The 16,988-nt window shown below is 39.6% G+C and carries 9 protein-coding genes; 2 read left to right on the plus strand and 7 right to left on the minus strand.

Annotation, left to right across the window (positions count from 1 at the left end):
- Positions 1-179: 179 nt before the first annotated feature.
- The 5 genes from ACLLO5_RS05725 to topA form a co-directional block, all read right to left on the minus strand.
- Positions 180-1,979 (minus strand): aspartate kinase, encoded by a 1,800-nt coding sequence (locus tag ACLLO5_RS05725; RefSeq protein ID WP_413174522.1) that lies wholly within the window; start codon positions 1,977-1,979, stop codon positions 180-182.
- A gap of 138 nt (positions 1,980-2,117) precedes the next feature.
- Positions 2,118-4,799: an HD family phosphohydrolase gene (locus ACLLO5_RS05730; RefSeq protein WP_413174524.1), complete on the minus strand. Its 2,682-nt coding sequence runs from the start codon at positions 4,797-4,799 to the stop codon at positions 2,118-2,120.
- Between the two features lie 220 nt (positions 4,800-5,019).
- A complete protein-coding gene (locus ACLLO5_RS05735; protein WP_413174526.1) occupies positions 5,020-5,946 on the minus strand; it encodes an ADP-ribosylglycohydrolase family protein in 927 nt (308 codons plus the stop codon).
- 77 nt (positions 5,947-6,023) lie between these two features.
- The gene (aroQ, locus tag ACLLO5_RS05740; protein WP_413174527.1) at positions 6,024-6,476 is read right to left on the minus strand and encodes a type II 3-dehydroquinate dehydratase; all 453 of its coding nucleotides are present in this window, start codon (positions 6,474-6,476) and stop codon (positions 6,024-6,026) included.
- A gap of 498 nt (positions 6,477-6,974) precedes the next feature.
- Positions 6,975-9,626: a type I DNA topoisomerase gene (gene topA / locus ACLLO5_RS05745; protein WP_413174528.1), complete on the minus strand. Its 2,652-nt coding sequence runs from the start codon at positions 9,624-9,626 to the stop codon at positions 6,975-6,977.
- An 872-nt stretch (positions 9,627-10,498) separates the two neighbouring features.
- Here topA and ACLLO5_RS05750 point away from each other — a divergent pair.
- Both ACLLO5_RS05750 and ACLLO5_RS05755 read left to right on the plus strand, forming a co-directional pair.
- A complete protein-coding gene (locus tag ACLLO5_RS05750; RefSeq protein ID WP_413174529.1) occupies positions 10,499-12,754 on the plus strand; it encodes a hypothetical protein in 2,256 nt (751 codons plus the stop codon).
- Between the two features lie 375 nt (positions 12,755-13,129).
- Positions 13,130-14,692 carry an NAD(P)H-quinone oxidoreductase subunit N gene (locus ACLLO5_RS05755; RefSeq protein WP_413174530.1) on the plus strand — a complete coding sequence of 521 codons (1,563 nt, stop codon included), beginning with the start codon at positions 13,130-13,132 and terminating at the stop codon, positions 14,690-14,692.
- Positions 14,693-14,827: 135 nt separating this feature from the next.
- On the opposite strand, the gene ACLLO5_RS05760 is transcribed toward ACLLO5_RS05755, so the two are convergent.
- A complete protein-coding gene (locus ACLLO5_RS05760) occupies positions 14,828-15,865 on the minus strand; it encodes a CsgG/HfaB family protein (protein ID WP_413174531.1) in 1,038 nt (345 codons plus the stop codon).
- A 350-nt stretch (positions 15,866-16,215) separates the two neighbouring features.
- Positions 16,216-16,794, minus strand: a complete 579-nt coding sequence (locus ACLLO5_RS05765; RefSeq protein ID WP_413174532.1) for a response regulator — start codon at positions 16,792-16,794, stop codon at positions 16,216-16,218.
- Positions 16,795-16,988 lie beyond the last annotated feature (194 nt).

Raw genomic sequence — 16,988 nt, forward strand, 5'->3', positions numbered from 1 at the left:
GTGATGGGGAGGATGAGGGTGATGGGGAGGATGAGGGTGATGGGGAGGATGGGGAAATATTTTCTTCTTATCCTCCTGAACTCCTGATAGCGAAGCGTGGCGTAAGCCATACTCCTGAACTCCTGCCTCCTGCCTCCTGCCTCCTGCCTCCTGACTCCTGACTCCTGCCTCCTGAATTCTTACACTGGTACTACAAATTTTTCACTACCGGCTAAATCAAAAGCTGCATGAATTACTTGTAAAGCTTTGACACCTTCATCTTGTCCCACAACGCAACTAATTTTAATTTCTGAAGTAGCGATCATTTGGATGTTAATTTGATTTTCTGCTAAAGCTGTAAACATTTTGGCTGCAATACCTGGTTGTCCTACCATCCCAGAACCAACGATACTGACTTTAGCGATCGCCTGATCCAAAACTACCTCACCCCATCCTAACTGATCCGCGACTTCGGTTAATTTTTGTTGGGCGTTTTCTGCATCCATTCTAGCCACGGTAAAAGCAATATCCCGACGTGCTACACCATCAACCACCCGACAGCGTTGGGATTGAATAATCATATCCACGCTGATGTTATATTCTGCCAATAATCCAAACAATTTTGCTGCCATCCCTGGTTTATCTGGAACTTGACGAATTGCTAACCGCGCTTGATTCATATCTAAAGCGACACCACGCACAGCAGGAGATTCGGGAGTTGGAGAAGCAGGAACATTGGGGGAAGCAGTAATTTCAAAAGCGTTACAGAGGGCAAAAATAGCGCGATCGCAATCTGTCGCATCTACCAAGCAACTCACCTTGACTTCACTGGTAGAAATCATTTGAATATTGACTTTAGCCTCCGCTAAGGTAGCAAACATTTTCGCTGCTACACCAGGTCGGCCAATCATTCCTGCTCCAGAAATACTAACCTTGGCTGTATTAGTTTCTACTAACACTTCGGCTTCATCTGAATTAGGTTGATTTCTCAAAGCGGGGGCAATAGCGGCTGCTACAGCTTCGGCTCGTTTTAATATGGGTGTATTTACTGTAAATGCAATATCATTAGTATTACCTTCATGAATTGACTGAATAATCAAATCCACATCAACATTTTGCCGAGAAATTTCCCCAAATAACCGCGCTGCAACACCTGGTTTATCTGGTACACGGAGTAAAGATATCTTAGCTTGGTCAGAGTCAAATTCTACCGCATCCACAGGACGAGCTAATTCTAAATTGACGAGCGATCGCTCTTGAGTTCTGGAAGTTGTCACCCAAGTACCAGGCTGATCCGTCCAACTTGAGCGCACCACCAAAGGAACACCATAATTTCTCGCAATTTCCACCGCACGAGGATGTAATACTTTCGCACCCAAACTGGCTAATTCCAGCATTTCATCACAGGTGATTTCTGTCATTAACTGGGCTTCGGGGACAAGACGTGGATCTGTAGTCAAAATCCCTGGTACATCTGTATAAATTTCACAGAAATTTGCTCCTAATGCCGCTGCCAAAGCCACTGCGGAAGTGTCAGAACCGCCACGTCCCAAGGTAGTAATTTCCATCTCTCTGATACTAGAAATACCTTGAAACCCAGCCACAACAACCACTTTACCTAAATTAATCTGCCCCATCAAACGCTCTGTTTCAATATGCAAAATCCGAGCGCGGGTGTGTTCAGCTTCGGTAACAATTCCTACCTGAGCGCCAGTCATAGAAATTGCCGCTTGTCCAATTTCCTGCAAAGCCATACTCAATAAAGCGATCGTCACTTGCTCCCCAGTGGAAAGCAGCATATCCATTTCTCGACGGTTAGGATTTTTAGAGATTCCATTAGCTAGTTTCACGAGTCCGTCAGTGGTTTTTCCCATCGCTGAAACCACTACCACCACAGAGTTTCCTGCTTTTACAGTTTGGTAAACTCGCTGTGCAACAGCTTGAATGCGTTCGACTGAACCAACAGATGAACCACCGTATTTCTGAACTATAAGCGCCATATTTATTATATTGAATCCATTATCATTAGTCTCTGTGGTAAGGAGGCCAGGGAGACATTTAGAGAAATAATTATATCGTGATTGGTGGTATGAAAAGGCAGGGATGTAGTGATGTAAAAACATTGCCTACAATGTCACCTATGAACTACCTGATTTCTCACCACTAGCTTTTAATTTTGGATAGGCAATACGTTTATGATGAAATTGCTGCCAAACGTCTACAAATATTTGAGCAATTTTTGACATTTCTTCCTTTGTCAATCCTGAATCTATTAATTGCTCATCTTGCCATTTGGCACGGATAATATTATTCAACATATTTAATGCTTGTTCTGGAGTCGCATCTTTGAGACTTCGTAATGCAGCTTCACAGGAATCAGCTAACATGACAATTCCTGTTTCCCTAGATTGAGGAATTGGTCCATCATAACAAAAATCGCCTTTGTTGACTATTATACTAGGATCATCCTTAGCCATTTGTTGGGCTTGGTGATAAAAATATGCGATCGCCATTGTTCCCTGATGTTCAGGAATAAAAGCTTTAATCGCTGTGGGTAAACTGTGTTTCTTAGCCATCACCAAACCTTCAGTCACGTGCTTTTTAATAATTGCCGCACTCTGCCAAGGGTCTTTAATTTCCGTCTCGTGCTTATTTGGACCCCCCATTTGATTTTCAATAAATCCCAGCGGGTCATGCATTTTACCAATATCATGGTAAAGCGTCCCAGCCCTGACTAATTCAACATTGCATCGCAGTTTTTTCGCCGCTGCTTCCGCTAGAGTCGCTACCAACAAAGTATGTTGAAAAGTACCTGGAGTTTCAGTAGCGAGTCGTTTTAACAAAGGGCGGTTAGGATTAGCCAATTCTGCCAAGCGGATCGGCGTAACAAGATCAAATAGTTTTTCTAAATAAGGACTTAAGCCCAAAGCAATAATACTCCAAGCCAAACCAGATAAAGCAAACAATAGAGATTCTTGGAGGACAATATACCATCCTGAACCAAATGCTGCACCAACAAGTATATTTAATACTAAATAAATACTCCCTTGAGTTAAGGCAATCACAATACCTAATAACGCCAGTTCTTCGCGGGATTTGAACCTCTGTGCTAAATAACTGCTCAAAATTCCGCCCGCAGCACCAGCTATCAGCACAATCTTACTAATGTCTATACTGGCTGGTAGTATTAATGATAACAGTCCTACAACTGTTACACCCAAAGTTGAGCCGTAGAAACTACCCAACAATAACCCGATGGCGCTCCATGTAGTATAGGGTACACCCATTGCCAGAACACTAGGAATACTGAGAGTTAGCAGTAATATCAACAAGCGATCGCGTTCTCGCAAATGATTACCAAGCCCCCGTTCTACCCAAGCAAAAACCCCAAGGGCGGCGCTAACCAAGCCTGTTAACCCTATCAACGCCAGCCAATTTAGTTCTCGACGAATCAAATGATAATACTCTAATACATCAAATTTCCATTCTGTAATCCGTTCTCCTTTATTAACAATCACTTGTCCTTGACGCACTTTTTGCATCACAATTGGAACTTGATCTGCGGCTATTTCTGCCTGTTGTTTGGTTTTTTCTTCATCTGGCTGGAGATTTGGCCGCAGCACAGCCAATAAAACTTTAGTTGCTAAAGATTCAGCTTCATCGGGTACAGACTTCTGCACTTGCAAACTCACTGCATCCTGCAAAATACTAAATGGTAGTCCTGGTGCTATGCCTTGAGTAAGAATCCTTTCTGCACTTTCATGGATTCCCATTTGTGTTTTGATCCAATCTTCATCTGACAAATCCAAAAGCAGAGTTTCCGTATATACTGCTTGTTTTCTTTGAGTCTCTATCTGTACAAGTTTGGCAGTTGCTTGGATATATCCTTGTCTGATTTGGGATATTTGGGTAATCAGTAAAGAAAAATTTTTGTTTGGGGCAGTGATACTATAAGCACCTAATTCTGCTAAGGCTTGATCAAAAGCAGGTTTACTAATATTACTTTCCTCTTTAATTGCAGGTGTAGATAAAGGCAACAACGGACTAGGTATAGGTCTGGAAAACAGCGGTCTATCTGCTGTCCTTGACTTAGGCATCAACAATTTATTATTTTGTTTCTGATAATCTGCTAAAGCTACTTTTAGTCGTTGCCATTCCGATTCCAAGCAAGAACGGAGGTATCGCTGACTAGGAACAGACAAAATTGAAACATCGAAAAAAGGAAAAGACCCAGCAACACCACGCAGTTCATTCCCATCTTCGAGAATTTGTCGTAAATGTTCGTTAATCTGCTCATTTTTCTGGGCATTAATCATCAAGATAGCGTGTGTATTTGCTTCTGCTACTTTGCGATCAGCTTCGGTTTGTTGCCTATCTTCGATACTTGCAGTATATGGAGCAATAAATGTTTGTGGTGCAATAGTGCCAATTTTCATCTGGGGTTGATTGTATAATTCATGCCCCATTACACCAGTGATGGATACCACAGCCATGAACAAAATTACAGCAGAACGCTTTTCATGTACCCAACTGAAAACTACTGTATGAAAGCCATGATGAGTTTTAAAAGATTTTGCAGTTGATTGAGGCGCTTTTCTTACTTGTCGGTGTCCACCTTCATCAGCATTCGGTAATAAATACAAAAGTAGATTCTTGATGATAGTTTTGAAAATATTCTTGAAAACTTTTTTGTTGCCAGTTTCTCTCTGGTAATTATTCACCGAACCAAGCCTCTTTCCTTGACGACATAACACTTTGTACTGTCGCCGCCATTGCCTCAATTGCTGGGTCAAGGACTGCCAAAATTGCTGCGTTTTCATTACTTCTGGCTGTAGTTCCGATACAAAATGCTAAATTCAGTAGATCAAAGAGTTTTTAGTCAAGGCATACACACAACAGTAATGTTTTCCTAGACAATATTCAAATAGTTTGTTTGAAAGTGTAAACAGAAAGGTGCAAAAAACCAAAGTATGTAATTAAAGGTAAAGTTGCCCAAAAACCTCTTATTTTCTGCCTTTTGCTTTGGATATTATTGATTTTTTAGCGTGGGCGAATAACACTTGGTGCAGCATAGATTGAAAGTGGATTCCTATTCATGCCACTTCCTGCTGTTGTTAACTCCTGGGTGTTAGGAGTAACAGTATACACACCTGACCAAACTTCTACCAGTGTATCGGCTAATTCTAACATCTGAGAAAAATTTTTCAGTCCCCATGCTGGTGAGTTAGTAGCTGGGAATAAAGCCTGCCAATTAATAGGTATGCCGACTGTAGTATTATATGCCCCTGATAAGGCACCAGTGATTGCGCTTCTAGATTGTGAGCCTAAACACCAGTATTCTTGCTTCTTTGTATGATTATTAATTCGCAGAACTGTCAGCCGGAAGTCTTCCAATGTACTCAAAAAACAATAAACGGCTAAAGCAATATTACTACTTAGTTCCTCTTGTTTAGTTAATTCACCCCGTACCTGTTCTAATCCGGCATTTTGGGCTAGTAAGTTATTGACTTTTAATAAATTTTGTGGTATGGAAGTTGTGGTTTTTCCTAGAAAAGAAATTGTTTGGGGAATGAGGGTAATGGGGTCAAGTTTTTCTGTCAAAGACTGAGCGATCGCATATCCTATTACTAAAGCTGCATCTGTCATTACTGGGTTAGTATCCCAAATTTGTAATACTTGCAGCAAATTTTTTTTAAGTTTAATAGTATCTTCGTGAAAAAAAATTACCACTGGTAAAGTGGCTAAAATTATTTTTCCCCAAGCAATATCAGTAATATTTAAATCAACAGTAGTTTGTTGGTAACGCTTTAACCAATCATCTACATCTAATCTACCGTACTCAATTAAACTCTGGCTACCCAAAATCGCCATTGCACCTAAATCACAACGATTGTGAGTAGCCAAACTCTCCCCTAGAAATGCTCCCAGGAAAATACCTCTAACTCGGCTGACGAGAGAATAACGCATAAAACTTTAGATTTTAGATTTTAGATTTTGGAATATTTTGTGTATTTGCTCCAAAAACCAAAATCCACAACAAACTGTTAAACTTCGTCCTTTCTCAGATGATGTATCAATGCTTGTAAGCCTAACAAATAACTTTGGACACCAAAGCCACTAATTTGACCAATTACCACTGGAGCTATGTAAGAATGATGACGAAAATCTTCTCGCCGATAAATATTACTCAGATGCACCTCCACCGTTGGTAAATTCACCGCTGCGATCGCATCTCTAAGAGCTACACTAGTATGGGTATATGCCCCGGCATTAATTACAATTCCTTGATGTTGTCCTAATGAACCATGAATGGCATCCAGCAAGACTCCTTCATGATTTGACTGTAAAACAGTAACTTTCGTCTCTAACTTCCGTCCTTCTGCTTCCAACAGTCTGTTAATATCTGCTAGGGTTAGAGAACCGTAAATTCCCGGCTCTCGCTGTCCTAGTAAATTGAGGTTTGGCCCGTGCAGTACCAAAATACTGAAAGATGGCAATGTTAACTCCAATTACTTTAAGTATTTATCGACGACGATAACGTTCGTTCACAGGAATCGGAATCAGTTCCGGCTCCGGTTCAGATTCTGGCCCCAGCAATGCTTCAACTAGCTTCCGTGCTAACTCTTTCAGCTTTTCCAGTACCTTTTCTATATAGTCCATTGAACTGAACGCTCCTGAGATACTACCTCAATTTTAATTTAACTTTCGTTGCAGAAACTGGCGTATTATCGCACTTCTGGTTTCTAACAGGGCTGATACATTTCTGTATTGAGGAGGAAATAAACCAATAACAAAATTTAGTTTTGTGTTCTTCCTTACTTATTAGATTATCACAAGCTAAAAGGAAAAGTAATGCTGTTTCGGTTGAATGTTGATATAAGAGGATACAGGGCATAGGGAATTACTTTCTTATCCTCCTGGCTTCTGATAGCGCAGCGTGGCGTAAGCCATAGTCATGAATTCTTAAGATTTCATAATTCCCGTTAGCCTTGTTCCTAACTTGATGGTTCTTTCTTTTTTGCTCTACTCGTTGATGATTTGGTCGTTGACTTAGTTTTAGAAGTCGTTGATTTAGTAGTTTTGCGTGTTGTCGATTTGGTAGATGCTTTAGCTTGCAGTAATTCTAGTGCAGCAGCAAGCGTTACTGTTTCTACTGTCTGACCTTCTGGAAGACTGACATTAGTTTTGCCGTGCTTAATGTAAGGGCCATAGGGTCCATCATAGATATTAATTGGTGAATCGTCCTCTGGATGTGTCCCCAATTCCCGTAAAGCTGCTTTAGATTTGCTGGTGCTAGAAGCACGTCCCTTTTTCGGTTCTGCCAACAATTCCAACGCACGTTCTAAGGAAATTGTCAATACATTATCAACTGCTTTGAGAGAACGGTAATCTTTTCCTTCCTTGCCCTGATCATGGACAACATAGGGACCAAAACGACCTAAACTAGCTTGAATTCTACCATTTGTAGCCGGATGAACTCCCAATGTCCGGGGTAGTGCCAAAAGCCCTACAGCCATGTCTAAAGTGAGATTTTCCGCTGTGACACCTTTGGGAAGAGATGCTTGTTTAGGCTTAGGGTTTTCATCAGTTTTGTCACCCAACTGCACATAAGGTCCATAGGTGCCAATCTTCACATAAATTGGTTCACCAGTTTCTGGATGCCTTCCCACCTGGTCTGGTCCGGTGGTTTTTTGTCTGAGTAAAACTTCTACCTGTTTGGGGTTGAGGTCTGCGGGTGTCAGGTCTTTGGGAATGGAAGCTGTAACAACACCTTCACCATTTTCTACTTCAATGTAAGGGCCGTATTTACCAATGCGGACTTTAGCATCTAAATTTTCTAGTTCTACGGTTCTGGCTGTAGTCGCATCAATTTGACTTTCCCGTTCTCTGACTAGGGTTTCTAAACCTTGTTCTCCCAGATAAAATTTCTTCAGGTAAGGTAGCCATTTAGCTTCACCTGTAGCAATGTCATCTAGGGTTTGCTCCATTTTGGAGGTAAAACTGGGATCAACAATATCAGGGAAATGTTTCTCTAATAAATCGGTGACAGCGAAGGCTGTGAAAGTGGGAATCAAGGCATTACTAACCAACTGAGCATAACCTTTGTCGATGATAGTGCCAATAATACTGGCGTAGGTACTAGGACGACCAATACCTTCACTTTCTAAGGTTTTAACTAGACTAGCTTCGGTGTACCTGGCTGGAGGTTGAGTTTCATGACCCACAGCTTCTAGTTCTGTACAGGTGGGATGATCTCCGACTTTGAGGGGTGGTAAAATTACTTCTTGGTCTTCTAATGCGGCTTCAGGATCATCAGAACCTTCGACGTAGGCACGTAGGTAGCCAGGGAAATCAATACGTTTCCCAGAAGAACGAAAACCAGCGTCTTCAACTTGTAGCTGGACAGTAATTTGGGTTTGGCGCGAGTCAGCCATTTGTGAAGCGACTGTACGCTTCCAAATTAAGTCATATACTGCAAATTCCCGTCCGCCTAAACCTGTTTCTTGGGGCGTGCGGAAGGTGCTACCGGCGGGGCGAATGGCTTCGTGTGCTTCTTGTGCGCCTTTAGATTTGGTGGTGTATTGTCTTGGTTGGGGGCTGAGATATTGTTTCCCGTATTTTTCTTCTACACAACTCCGAGCAGCTGCGATCGCTTGATCTGACAAATGCACCGAATCTGTACGCATATAGGTAATATACCCTTGCTCATACAAATTTTGAGCAACTCGCATTGTATCCCGTGCTGAAAGGCGCAACTTACGGTTAGATTCTTGTTGCAGCGTCGAAGTGGTAAACGGTGGTGCGGGTTTGCGCGTAACTGGACGTTCTTCAATATCGTTGACATTCCAGGTTTTACCCGTGAGTCGTTCCTGGAGTTCTGCGGCTTGTTCTTCGTTTAACAACACCACATTGCGTCCAGCAGTAATTTGTCCTGTGGTAGGATCAAAATCACTCCCTGTAGCCACTTTCGTGCCTCCTAGCGTCACTAATTGGGCGCTAAAAGGGGTTTTTTCCTGTAATAAGCTGGCTTTTAAATCCCAATAAGTACCTTCATGAAAAGCCCGACGTTGACGTTCTTTGGTTACTAACAGCCTCACTGCTACAGACTGGACTCGTCCTGCGGATAATCCCCAAGCGATTTTTTTCCAGAGCAGGGGCGATAAGGTGTAACCTACTAAGCGATCTAAAATTCGCCGAGTTTCTTGAGCGCGAACTAACTGCTCATCAATAATACGGCAGTTTTTCAAAGCCTTTTTAATGGCTTCTTGAGTAATTTCATGAAACACCATTCGCTTTGTGGGAATTTTCGGCTTCAGCAACTGGTATAAATGCCAACTGATGCTTTCACCTTCCCGATCTTCGTCAGTTGCCAATATCAATTCATCAACACCTTTGAGGGCATCTTTAAGCTGAGTGACAATTTTCTTTTTATCCTTGGGAACGACATACACCGGTTCAAAGTCGGCTTCTATATTCACCCCAAGCTGCGCCCATTTTTCCCCTTTGACAGCGGCGGGAATTTCACTAGCTGACTGTGGAAGGTCACGTACATGACCCATAGAAGCCTCTACCCGATAGTCTTTTGGCAGGTAATTGCGAATGGTACGAGCTTTGGTTGGAGATTCGACGATGACGAGAGTTGACATGGAAATTTCAAAAAAAGAATAGCTGTGAAGCTAGACAGTCAAGTTGAGATAATTTTGGCGAAATGTCAAGATGAAATATCACGCCTAAGCAGTGATTTAATCCTTACACAAACTGCCCAAAAGGGTGAAAATTCTTTCAACTTTAGGTACAGTCAGCCCCAGAAGACTGGAAATAGCAATGCAAATTGCAAATTGCTCAGATATTTCCATCTTTAACTTATCTAACGCACAATTGGCGACTACAGTTTTCAAAATATCCCTGAAGTTTAACTCATGGGATTCCTTCTTTGTGTGATGCCTGGGAGTTCTGAGCAATTATAAATTCTGCTTGACTTGACTACCTGTGCAGCAGTTGAGAAGCAAAAGATACCTAACTTATCACTTGATTTAAAATGTGATACGCTTCGCGTCAAGTCTACAAAGTATCGCGCTTTTGGAAAATTTAGAAAAAAAGTAATACTTATTCAAAAGTATTACGTATTATTACAGAAAATTAAGTATTAATTAACGTTTATTGTCATCTTTAATTTGGTATTTAAATTTCTTAACTTTAGTTGTGTATTAATCATCAATATACTATACTGGCTTTTATCAAGCTTTAATTAGGGTAATAACCAGCACAACAGCTTATTTAGTAAGCTCCTGCAGATATTCTTGGCTTATCATCACCTTAGCTGAAATTATAACTATTTGTAACAGGGATAACCGTAAATTTTACGAAAAAACACCTGATAAATTTTCCTATGGATAGATTGTTAAATCTTCCAGCCATAAATTCATGCAAATCAACACCCAAACACTCAATATTTAGTGGACATTTCCAACTAAAAAATATGATTGAGTTTGTTTGTATATTCTAGTGCATTTCATTTATGAACACAAAAAAATCTAGTCAACTCCACAATATTATGAATATTGTATTTTTAGCATTGTTGGCATTTTTTGGCTTCTGGTTAGTAAACCACTATGAAATACTGCCATATTTATACTTCTTGCGCGTGCCTGTAATTGTTGGCTTATTGCTAGTATTTTTACCACTCATTTCTCTCAAAGTTGCGCCAAAAATTCTCAAGAATTTGTTTATTCTCCGCAACAGTTTTCAACTAATTTTAGTAATTGTGGGTGCAACTTTAGCAGGAATTGCAACTGTGTTAGTTGGCAATCTGATTTTGACTAATGCCTATATCCGTTTCAATATAACTCCCTGGCAAATAATTCTTGGTCTGCCTAAATCGCAGACCATTTCCAACTCACTGCAAGATATTATAGGATGGATCATTAGTTTACCTATTTCTATTACGGCTATTTTACTTTCAAAAGATGAAATCTTAAGTGATAAAATATCAAAAAAGCTAATCAGCAATGATAAAAAATCAAATGAAATTTACATTTGGAAGGACGTATTTGTAGGATGCGGACTTTCTATATTAGTATTAATAGCTGTTTATTTTGTCAGAAGTTTTTTAGAAAAAAACACATTTATCGAACAAATATTACTTAAAATATTTTTAATTTTACCTGAAAAATTACAACTAGGTTATATAGATACCCATGGTAAATTAGCTGATGGCATTGTTGAAAATGGCGCATTTTTATTAGTGTTATTAATTATAAATTTCTTTACTTATTTTATAGGAAAACCCAAAGCTAAACCCAATAGATTCGAGTTTCCTGCTCTGCTTTACGTGACAGTAATTATGTCGGGAATGGTGCTGTTATTAGGGCAGATGTCATTTTTTCTTGATTACTTACTTGTTTCAGTATTAATTATCTTTTTAGCGATTTCTGCTGGTGGATATTTATTATTCAATGTAGATCATTTTTATAACCTTAAAGATTATCAAGGTTCTAAACCTGATAACAATACCTGGAAAAAAGCTCTGTATCAGCGGCTAGAAAATTACCAATCTCAGTATAAAAATGAAGATAGGATTTTAGTAGTTGTTTGTGCTAGTGGTGGAGGTATCCAAGCGGCCGGATGGACTACTACCGTTTTAACTGGTTTACAAGAAGTAATTGGTACTTCATTTACTCAAGCGATTGGTTGGATTAGTTCAGTTTCTGGTGGTTCAGTAGGCACAATGTATTTTCTAGATCGGTTTAGTGAAAATCGCAATGAAGGCTATCCCCACCAAGAAGAACTAAATACTATATTTAATAGTGCTACTGCTGATAGTTTAGATGCTATTGGTTGGGGACTAGCTTATCCAGATTTATTGCGATTTATTGGTCTTCCTTTTCTAGTACCTAAAATGCAAGATCGTGGTAATGCTGTCGAAATTAAATGGAGAGGAGAATTGAAATGTCCCAAAACACCACCTTCATTATGTAGTTGGCGAGAAAAAGTTGAAACTGGAACAATTCCTATACCTATTTTTAATGCCACTATAGTTGAAGATGGTCGTCGATTTTTGATTAGTCCAATGACCTTTCGCGGATATGACTATGATAGACAAAACCCAAAAAGTAGGGATTTCGAGTCTCAGTATAAGTTTATAGATTTTAATACCCTTTATCCCAATTTTGATATGGATGTGACGACAGCTGCTAGATTATCTGCTACGTTCCCTTATGTGTCTCCTGTTTGTCGTCCTAATTTAACTTATAAATTTCCTGCTGATCCTGCTAAGAGAGAGACTGAAAGCATATTTCATATAGCTGACGGAGGCTATTTTGACAATTTTGGTGTGACTACTAGTGTCCAATTAACCAACCAATTGTTAAAGAATCAGGACTCAAATTTTTATCAAATTAAAAAAGTATTGTTTTTACAAATTAATGCTTTTGCTGATTCTCCAATTACTAATAAGAATTTAGGTGATCCAGGATGGTTGATGGAGGTAATCGGATCAATCAAGGCAGTATTAAAAGTTCGTAGTTCTACACAAACTGCCAGCGATGCACTTTCGGTTAAATTACTGAAAGATTTTTGGCAGAAACAAGGTGTAGAAATAGCGAATTTTACCATTAGCTTTCCTAAAGAAATAGATAAACAACCACTTTCTTGGCAACTAACTGAAGAACAAAAAGAAGCAATTAAACAAGGATGGAAAGACTTTACAGACTATAAAGATGAAGAGAAAGTTATTAAAAAACTTCAGAAGAAATGGAAAGAATGGGGACGTTAATTACCATAGACTAGTACAGCACGGCGTAAATAAACCAACCATTCCAAGTCAATGAAAGGCCTATAGAATAAGTTTTTTGACTTTTGACTTTTGACTTCCGCCCTGCGGTGCTAGGTATGACAGAGGAAGAATTCGTTGTTTACCGCTATATTCAGGGATTGTTGCGCTTGACAATGCACAATTAATTACGAATGCAACTGATTCATTGTGATTCTGTTAGCGATCGCGCAGCGTCCCATAGGTATAGCATGGTGTAAGCCATACTCCTGACTCCTGAGTTCTGAATTCTGACGATAAATGCAATTTTGGTCAAGAAGTATAGATAGAATTAACTCAGTTAGCCTTGATCTCTAATCGACAAAACCTATACATCTCATGGATTTTGCTAATATTGCATCCCAGTTAAATGCGGGAACGATTTTACCAGAGGGAATTGTCATTCTCACCCTCTTGGGGGTTTTGATTGTTGATTTGATTTTAGGGCGTACATCTTCACGCTGGATTGGATATCTAGCGATCGCAGGTTTACTAGCTGCAATTGTCGCCCTATACTTTCAATGGGATTCCACTAATCCTATCGGCTTTACTGGTGCGTTTAATGGTGATGACCTCAGTATTATCTTTCGGGGTATCATTGCTCTGTCTGCCATTGTCACCATCTTGATGTCGATTCGCTATGTTGAGCAAAGTGGTACTGCTTTAGCAGAATTCATCGCCATTTTAATGACGGCGACCTTGGGAGGAATGTTTTTATCAGGTGCTAGTGAGTTGGTGATGATTTTCATCTCCTTAGAAACCCTGAGTATTTCCTCTTATTTGTTGACAGGTTATACCAAACGTGACCCTCGTTCCAATGAAGCGGCACTGAAATACCTGTTAATTGGCGCTTCTAGCACAGCCGTATTTTTGTACGGTGTATCACTTTTGTATGGTTTATCCGGTGGACAAACAGAACTGAGTGCGATCGCTAATGGTATCGCGGCCGCAAATGTTAGTCAATCTCTAGGTTTAGTGATTGCCCTCGTTTTCGTCATTGCCGGGATTGGTTTCAAAATCTCCGCTGCACCCTTCCACCAGTGGACACCAGACGTTTATGAAGGCGCTCCCACCCCTGTTATTGCCTTTTTATCTGTCGGTTCTAAAGCAGCAGGTTTTGCCCTGGCTATCCGTTTATTAACGGTAGCTTTCCCCCTAGTTGCAGACGAGTGGAGATTTGTCTTTACTGCACTTGCAGTCCTTAGTATGGTATTGGGTAACGTCGTTGCCCTTGCTCAAACCAGCATGAAACGGATGTTAGCTTATTCATCTATTGCTCAAGCTGGTTTTGTCATGATTGGCTTAATCGCTGGTACTGATGCTGGTTATTCCAGCATGATCTTTTACTTGCTGGTTTACCTATTCATGAACCTGTGTGGTTTTACCTGTATCATTCTCTTCTCCCTGCGGACAGGAACAGATCAGATTGCAGAATACTCAGGTTTGTATCAAAAAGATCCACTGCTCACATTGGGTTTAAGTATTTCCCTCTTATCCTTGGGTGGGATTCCCCCACTAGCTGGGTTTTTCGGGAAAATTTACCTATTTTGGGCAGGTTGGCAAGCTGGCCTTTACTGGTTAGTTTTACTAGGTTTAGTTACCAGCGTTGTTTCCATCTACTACTACATTCGTGTCGTGAAAATGATGGTGGTTAAAGAACCTCAAGAAATGTCCGACGTAGTGAAGAATTATCCTCAAGTACGTTGGGATTTACCAGGTTTGAGACCTTTACAAGTAGGGTTGATAGTAACTTTAATTGCTACTTCCATCGCGGGTATTTTGTCAAATCCTCTGTTTACTTTAGCTAATAATTCAGTTGCTAATACTCCTATTTTGCAAGCTGCAAAAATAGCAAGTAGTCAAGCGAATGTAATTATCACTCAACAAGCAGAGAAATTGTAGATTCATGAATGGGTAATGGGTAATAAACTCATTACCCATTTTTGTTCATGTCAGAATCAGGATTAAATTGAATTGAGATATGGGGGTACTATGCTCATTCACCCCCAGCAATATATTGACAAGTTTGGCAAATATCTATTGAGTTGGTTTAGCAATATCTCCAACTTTGAATTTTCCACCCGTAATAATTTTGCCAACGCTAGATGTAGCATCCACCTCAACTAATTCAATCATGCCGAGCTTCTGAGTAATATTGCGAATAACTTTGCCAGTGGTAGGATCTTTGACTTGTTTAGTTACCCTTTCAATTGATATTTTCATTCCCACACGATAACCATCTGATTTTCCTTTATTGAGAATCACAGTATTTCCTGTGGCATCAGCAACAGCAGCATCAACGCTTGGTAAAGTTTTGGGTAAAGATGCTAAATCTGTAGATTTATTATTTAATTCTGTAATTACTTGATCTATGGCTTTTTCAGTTGCTTTGGTTAGTAATCTCCCTTCATTGCTGGTTGATGCACCTCCACCAAATCCAAGTACACTCACTTGAGTATCGGACTGACTATCATTACCATTACCTTCAGCAACAAACAATATTTCAGATGTAGTAGTATTCACGACTCGAATATTCAATTTAACATAAGCATCTGTATCGGAAGATGAGGCTCCAAATCCCAAGAATCCTCCTCCAGAACGTCTTTGCTGAATATCAAATTGAGTTACTGAGCCAATTATTACTGCTTCTACACCTAAGATTCGGCCAATTTGAGCCGCAGTACCAGCATCAACTCTTCCAGAATCACCTAAATTTTGTTCCCTCAAAATAGCTTCTATTTGGCTGCGTTCAAGTACAACAAAATTACCGTTTTTAACCAACCTGTTTACTAGCATATCGCTAACACCCTTAGATCCTCCTTGCAAAACGGATAATAAGTTAGGGTTACTAACGCTGCTAAAATCAAAGTCAAGAATGGCAATTCTAACTTTCTCTTTAGTTGCAGATTTGAGATTAAGTGAATAATTATTGCTCTGGATAACTTTTTTTATTTCATCTGCATTAGCTTGTTTTCCATCAAAAATTCCTAGACTCAGAATTAAACACGAACTAATCACAGGCAAATATAAGCTAAAGATTAGACCTGTATTTCGATAGGGATTGGTTGGATTCATCTATTTATCCTTGTAAAGCAAACATAAAACCACGGTCATGGGTAAAACCCTGTTTGTCATCATGTAAAGTCAAGAAATTTGTCCTTGATTTACCCGTAATACTCAGTTTCTATAGATTCAGTTTCACCAAGAGTTGGATTTTCTGGTCATATCACATTTCTGTTCGATAATTCTCTCACTAGGAAACTTATGATACCAATTGCGTGGTATAAAAACAAATTTATAGAAATAAAACTTAAAAAAACCTGCCGTTATCTTTAACTAAATAAAAACGGGCAGGTTAGTCAGTCTATAACTGATTTTATTGACTAAAGTATTTTCGATGGCAAGGATAATAGAAAAAGCCAACACTACTTAATTTTCTGTTTAATAAATGTCACAACCTGAGTTAACTGTTTCTTCAAACTATCAATTTCTGTTTGCATCTTGGCAATTTTCTCATTTAGAGCTTGAATTTCTGCGGATGAAATACTTTCTGTAGAACCTGATTTTGCTGAAACTGATTCTTTTTGTAGGGGAATGATTCCTGGGGTATTGGTTTCTGGACGGACTTTTTTAGTAGCCTTAGACATAGCTGACTTGATTGCACTAATCAGCTGTCTCTGGTCAAAAGGCTTGTTGAGAAATTCAAAATATTCAAATGGTTCAGGAATTTTTTCTGTTACCTCTTCCTTGCGACCAGACATAATCACTAAAGGAATTTTCTTTAATTCTGGGTTGGCCTGAATTTTTTGAAAAACTTCCCAGCCACTCATTTTCGGTAATATAAAATCCAACATGATCAGGCTGACTTTTTCATTCAGGATCAGATTATATCCTTCTAAACCGTCTTTTGCTTCCAATACCTCAAAATTGCCCGGAGGTAACATTTCTCGTACTTTTACCCTGACAACCGTAGTGTCATCGATAACTAAAATTTTGTTGGCCACGACTGATTACTCTACCAAAGACTATAAGTTTAGATGGCTGATTTGCCGTTTGACATTAAGAATTCTCCCACTATATACAAGATTTATGTAAATTGGGGGAGAGTATATTTCTGTATAATTGCCAAAATCGCAAGTCCTTTGTACAACTGTTGCTTGCGTTGTCATTAATTGTTAGTAAGCTATTACTAGCTGTA

Source organism: Anabaena azotica SJ-1, from assembly GCF_047275885.1.
Taxonomy (GTDB): Bacteria; Cyanobacteriota; Cyanobacteriia; order Cyanobacteriales; family Nostocaceae; genus Trichormus_B; species Trichormus_B azotica_A.

Coding starts and splice junctions, on each gene's coding strand:
- ACLLO5_RS05725 (WP_413174522.1), bottom strand. CDS start 1,979: ATGGCGCTTATAGTTCAGAAATACGGTGGTTCATCTGTTGGTTCAGTC.
- ACLLO5_RS05730 (WP_413174524.1), bottom strand. CDS start 4,799: ATGAAAACGCAGCAATTTTGGCAGTCCTTGACCCAGCAATTGAGGCAA.
- ACLLO5_RS05735 (WP_413174526.1), bottom strand. CDS start 5,946: ATGCGTTATTCTCTCGTCAGCCGAGTTAGAGGTATTTTCCTGGGAGCA.
- topA (WP_413174528.1), bottom strand. CDS start 9,626: ATGTCAACTCTCGTCATCGTCGAATCTCCAACCAAAGCTCGTACCATT.
- ACLLO5_RS05750 (WP_413174529.1), top strand. CDS start 10,499: ATGAACACAAAAAAATCTAGTCAACTCCACAATATTATGAATATTGTA.
- ACLLO5_RS05755 (WP_413174530.1), top strand. CDS start 13,130: ATGGATTTTGCTAATATTGCATCCCAGTTAAATGCGGGAACGATTTTA.
- ACLLO5_RS05760 (WP_413174531.1), bottom strand. CDS start 15,865: ATGAATCCAACCAATCCCTATCGAAATACAGGTCTAATCTTTAGCTTA.